Here is a 3,695-nt window from a genome sequence, read left to right on the forward strand (position 1 = left end):
GATTTGAACGCAATCTGGAACAGTTCTATATCCTGGATACCCTTGCGGATTCCTGGAATGTCAACGGGGAATCTGAGCGTATACAGACATTTATTAACATTCTTAACTGCCCCGGAGCTATGGAGATCTATGGCCGGGCCGGAAGATATGGAACGAGTGTATTTCTGCCTGATGTCAGAGATTATTCATCTGTTGCGGAGATTATTGGAAAAACAATGGATCTGCTTGAAGAAAAGCTGTCAAAACTGGACCCGAATTTGATAATAAGAAGTGATGTTTATAAAAGATATTTTGAAAATGCTTCTTATGCTAAATTAGACCGGAAGCTTCTTTCTGGTTATCTGAAAAACCTGGCTGATATGGAGCCTTATGATGCAGGGAAGTCCGTGTTCTGGAGGGCTGGATTTCTTGCCGTCTGCACTGGGAACCGGTATACAAAGCTTATTTATCAGGTTGCTGGAAAAGCCAATGAAGAGAATCTGATGGAATTGATCTACGAAGCTGTTGTTGACCATAAGAAAAGTTTTCTGAGGCTGATGGAAGATAATCTGGATCTCTTTCAGGAGATTCCCTATGAGTCTATCCTTTTTATCAAAGATTTCCGTAAGCTTTTCAACCTGAACACACTTCAGAAAAAAGATATCCTAACATTATTAAAGGAGGACAAGGAATGCAGATGGCTCTATACGTATAACACTATGGACTTTCATGGACTTAGCGGGACTTATACCTTCCAGGAACTTCTGGCCGTCTGCGTACAGCCGGAATGGATCAGGAAAACATATGCAGGACTGGATATGCGTGTAGATGAAAAACTACGCCTTATCCGCCAGGTCTTTCGCTTTGGTTCCCTGAAAGGAGACAGGAATCCTGCCGCCATAGCAGCGGCTCTGTCCAACGAATCCTTTGAAGATTATTGTGCCCGCAGGGGTATCAGGGATGCCTCAAAATCAGATCTGTTCCAATTGATGGAGCTGGAACAGGCAGATGAAAAGGTGTCTTCTGTTGCCAATGCAGCAAGGACAGGGCAGGATGTAAGAACGATCTTGCGTAACCGGAAGCCGGAACTGTTTGAGATGGGACTGGATGCGTTTAAAAAAGCGTTCACCGATCTGGATACGGACAGCAGCTGGCTGAAAGAACAGATTGAGATCCCGAAAGAGCACATGGATGCCTTTACTTCCTTCTGTCTGGACGGAAATGCTTCCATTGTTCATGATTACTATGAAAGCAACTGCGGACAGCAGGCGGAAAATGTCCTTCTCATTGCAAAAGCAACGATCTACGGGCTTCTGGACGAGGTGAAGTATAAGGATCTCCACAAAGAGATCGGATACACGATAACACCGGAGCAGGAAAACACCTGGAAAGAAAACATCACGCTTTTGGAAGGTAAGGTAAAAACAGGAGAGTACACAGATTTTGTCAGCTGTATGAACATCGGAGTATTACCGGAAAGAACCTGTATGAACTACAGAGATGGAGCTTACAATGAGTGCCTTCTTTCAACATTCGATGCAAATAAAAAAGTCATCTATGTTATGGAAGAGAATGAGATCATCGGAAGGGCTATCCTGAGGCTTACCAAGTTATCAGATGAAGGAAACAAGGACCTGCATTTTGAGGATGTATCAGAAGAAACTCCGAAAAACAAAGAAAACCTGGTTGTATTCCTGGAAAAATGCTACAAAAACGGCTTCTCAGGTAAAAAAGCAGCCATGATCTACCGGAAACTGTATGATCTTGCCAAAAAGAAAGCCGAACTCCTTGGAGCCGAGCTTGTCCTGGCGGATGATTACAAGAATGTTGCGGAGAGGAGCGGTTTTGAAAAGAAACGTTCATATATCTATGTTTCCGAGAGTAAAAACGGAAAACAGTATCTCGATTCCCTTGGAGGCAACTGCGAGAGCGGCGGATATTATGTACGCGGAAATTTCTTTTTTGCCTCATAAAATTACCCAGGGTATCTGCCCCGGATTACTGTAGATGTTCTTTCCCCCGGATCTTTTCCGGGGTTTTTTCATTCGAAAAAGGAAAAAGTTTGAGTTTGATCAAAGTGTTTGCAACTTGCACCAGAACTGGTTTAAAATAAGAAAAACCTTAGGATATCCTTACGGATCTGATTTTATGATTGCTCTGGCCATTACGGAGACAACATCCGGTTCATGAGACGAGGTCGCCTCTATACCGCCCCGCCACTCACCTCCATATGTCCTGCCAGTGTGCCAGTCTTATAGATGAATACTATCAGAAGGAAGATAGATTAGCGAAAGCCCGCCAAAATGTTTCATGACGCATTGGTGCCTTTCGCAGAAAGGCGGATTATAAAAATGAAAAACCTGTCCATAGTTTCTACCGTTTTGATGGCGGTTTATACGATTTTTCTGATACTCGCAGATCTGCGTCTTTTCTCCGTCTCCGCGGCTTTTGGACACATGTCAAAAAGCGTAACCGGATGGATAATAGACGGGGCGGATCTAAGCGTGATCGCAGGCGCACTCAGTGTAAGTGTTTCTGTCCTGATCCTTATATTTGCAGTCGTCTTTCTGTTTTTCTGCATTGCCTGTGTGGTACTGACAGTGCTCTCTTATTGGCTTATCCGCAGAAAAAAATACAAAGCCGATGCCTGGATGAAAATTGTCGTTTTCGGTTTTGCATTGGCGGGTTGTCTCAAACTCGTTTCGTTCTGGACTTCCGTTCTGCTTATCCTGCCGGTTGTACTTTCAGTAATTGTGGTTTTTGGAGAAAAATAATTTTTGGATCTTGTTGTTTATCCGAAAACAAAAGCCCGGCCATATAGCCTGGGCCTCAAAATACAATGGATAATTTTTGATGTCCAGTTTAATTTAATAGTTGGATGATCGGTGGCTGCTGCCTGTCAATTGTGGTTACATACAATCCACGGATGTGAATGATCTTAACCCCAGATGAAGACAAGAAAAACCATGTGTCGTACAAAAAAGTGAATTCGAATTCACTTTTTCCAGAGACGGCGAAGGACTGTCGACTATTCTGTAATCCTTGATGTGAGCTGCAAAGGAGGGGGATTTCCTCTCCGCGGATAGAGAGTGACTTGAGGTGCTTTATACATCCAATGACATACTGCGGAACAACCTCCTGGTAAGGAGACCCTCTGCCAGAGACCTGAAAGAAAAGAATTATCTGCAAAGACAAAGACGCCCTGATCGTCTGGCGTATGGACGATACAGAAGCGGTCCTTAACGGTTTCGTCTGGCACACCTGGAGGAAGAATGACTGGAGGCTCTTTTGGCGACCCCTACAGCCATAGGTCGGTATGCTGCCATTTTCCTTCGGGTTTCGGGGGAGCATATCGGATAACTGTAAATTGAGCTGAATCAGGGCTTTGTGGGATTCGACACACAGAATCCCAATCCGACGTCAGATTTCCGAAAAAGCTCGTTTTTCTTATATAAATATTCCAGTTAAAATTTCCATTAATCGCCTTCCTAATGGTATAAGAAAAGCACCTCGGGAGAGATGCTTTCGCTTAATGTCTGAATGATTCCCTTAAAAACGCAACGCAAATAAGGGAAATAAAACTTAAAGGGGGATTACTTTAATCTGAAATAACAGGTTCCTTTACCCTTACCTTCTTTTTGTATTTCACCTAATGCGATAAGATCTCTGAATGCTTTTTCTATAGAACTGTTACTAAGTGTAGGGCAAAATTCCCG

At 43.4% G+C, this 3,695-nt stretch carries 2 protein-coding genes; both read left to right on the top strand.

What is annotated here, in order from left to right; all coding sequences use genetic code 11:
* Positions 1-1,952 (top strand): hypothetical protein (locus AC075L_RS07065; RefSeq protein ID WP_476387437.1); only part of this gene is annotated, 1,952 nt, incomplete at its 5' end.
* A gap of 330 nt (positions 1,953-2,282) precedes the next feature.
* Complete coding sequence (locus tag AC075L_RS07070) at positions 2,283-2,753, top strand: hypothetical protein (RefSeq protein ID WP_476387438.1); 471 nt, start codon at positions 2,283-2,285, stop codon at positions 2,751-2,753.
* Positions 2,754-3,695 lie beyond the last annotated feature (942 nt).

The organism is Blautia sp. ZXY-1-B12 (genome assembly GCF_056339915.1).